At 76.2% G+C, this 2029-nt stretch carries 2 protein-coding genes; both read left to right on the plus strand.

Annotated features, from left to right (window positions below):
- Positions 1–1181: molybdopterin molybdotransferase MoeA (locus tag VGH76_RS24625; RefSeq protein WP_331559393.1), on the plus strand; the 1181-nt coding region annotated here is incomplete at its 5' end.
- Positions 1169–2029, plus strand: an 861-nt coding sequence (fdhD, locus tag VGH76_RS24630; RefSeq protein ID WP_331559394.1) for a formate dehydrogenase accessory sulfurtransferase FdhD, incomplete at its 3' end; no start/stop codon positions are given. The genes VGH76_RS24625 and fdhD, both read left to right, overlap by 13 nt.

Raw genomic sequence — 2029 nt, forward strand, 5'->3', positions numbered from 1 at the left:
TCGCTCCGCCGACGACGTCCCTCACCTGGGACGGCGCCCGGGAGCGCGCGCACGCGGCCGCGCTCCCGCTGCCCGTGCGGTCGGTCCCGATCGCCGACGCGGACGGCGCCGTGCTGGCCGCTCCCGTGGTGGCTCCGTCGAATGTGCCGCCCGTACACCGCTCGGCGATGGACGGCTACGCGGTACGCGGCGAGGCACCGTGGACGCTGGTGGGCTCTGTCGGCGTCGCCGCCACGGCGCCCGTGCGCCTCGCCGACGGCCAGGCGTGCGCGGTGGTCACCGGGGCGGCCCTGCCACCGGGCACCACCGCCGTGCTGCCCGACGAGGACGCCGTCGTCGACGGTCATCGGGTCAGCGGCGCGGTCACCGCGGGGAAGCACGTGCGCCGCATCGGCGAGGAGTGCACGGCGGGCGAGGTGCTGCTGCCGGCGGGCACCGTCGTCCACCCCGCTGTGCTCGGACTCGTCGCCACGCTCGGCCTCGACCGGCTGCCGGTGCGTCCGTGCCCGCTTGTCGCGGCGCTGGTCACCGGGGACGAGCTGGTCACCGACGGTCCGCCCCGAGCGGGCCGGGTGCGCGACGCCATCGGCCCGATGCTCCCCGGCCTCCTGGCCCGGGCCGGCGCGCTGGCGGCGCCCACCGTGCGGCTGCCCGACTCCCGCTCCCTGCTCCTCGACGCGCTCGCCACCGCCGACGCCGACCTCGTGCTGGTCTCCGGTTCCTCGGCCGCCGGCCCCGCCGACCACTTGCGCCCCGTGCTGGCCACGCTCGACGCCGACCTCCTCGTCGACGGCGTGGCCTGCCGTCCCGGGCACCCGCAGGCGCTCGCCCGCCTGCGCGACGGCCGCCTGGTGGTGGGGTTGCCCGGCAATCCGTTCGCCGCGCTCGTCGCCTTCCTGACCCTCGCCGTCCCCGCCATCACCGGGCTGCGCGGCGAGCCGCTGCCGGCGCTGGTGGCGGCACCCCTTCCGGGTGGCTTCGCCCGGCACTCCACGAGCACCCGGCTGGTCCCGGTGCGCGTCGGCCCGTACGGCGCGGAGCCGGTGGGCCACGCCGGCTCCGCCATGCTGCGCGGGGCTGCTCTCGCCGACGCCCTCGCGGTCGTCGACCCCGGACCTGCCGCGGCGATCGCCGCGCGCCTGCTGTCCCTCGACCCTGGAGCCCGTCCATGGGGCGTCTGATCGCACGCCGCGCCGTCCTGCGCGTCACTCCCAACGGCGCCACCCGGCGGCCGGACTCGATCGCCGTCGAGGAGCCGCTGGAGCTGCGGGTCGACGGTCGAGCCCTGGCCGTCACCATGCGCACGCCGGGGCACGACGTGGAGCTCGCCCACGGCTTCCTGCTCACCGAGGGCGTGATCGGGACCAGCGCCGACATCCGCGACGCGCGCTACTGCGACTCCCGCGACGCCGAGGGTCGCAACACCTACAACGTGCTCGACATCGGCCTCGCGCCGGGCGTCCCCGCCCCGGATCCGGGCGTGGAACGCAACTTTTACACCACGTCCTCGTGCGGGGTGTGCGGGAAGGCGTCCCTGGACGCCGTGCGCCTGCGGTCGCAGCACGCTCCCGACGCCGACCCCGTGCGCGTCCCGGTGGATGTGCTCGCCGCCCTGCCCGACGAGCTCCGCCGGCGCCAGCAGGTGTTCGACCGCACCGGTGGGCTGCACGCGGCCGGTCTGTTCACCGCCGACGGCGACCTGCTCGTCGTCCGGGAGGACGTCGGGCGGCACAACGCGGTGGACAAGGTCCTCGGGTGGGCGCTGCTCCAGGGCCGGGTGCCGGCCCGCGGCTGCGTTCTCGCGGTCTCCGGGCGCACGTCGTTCGAGCTGGTCCAGAAGGCCGTCATGGCAGGCGTTCCGGTGCTCGGAGCCGTCTCGGCGCCATCGTCACTCGCGGTCGAGCTCGCCGAGGAGTGCGGCCTCACCCTGGCCGGGTTCATCCGCGACGGCTCCATGAACATCTACACGCGCAGCGACCGGATCCAGCTACCGTTCGACCCCGACGAGACCACGCGGGAACCCGACACC

It is taken from the genome of Actinomycetospora sp., assembly GCF_036497585.1.
Taxonomy (GTDB): Bacteria; Actinomycetota; Actinomycetes; order Mycobacteriales; family Pseudonocardiaceae; genus Actinomycetospora.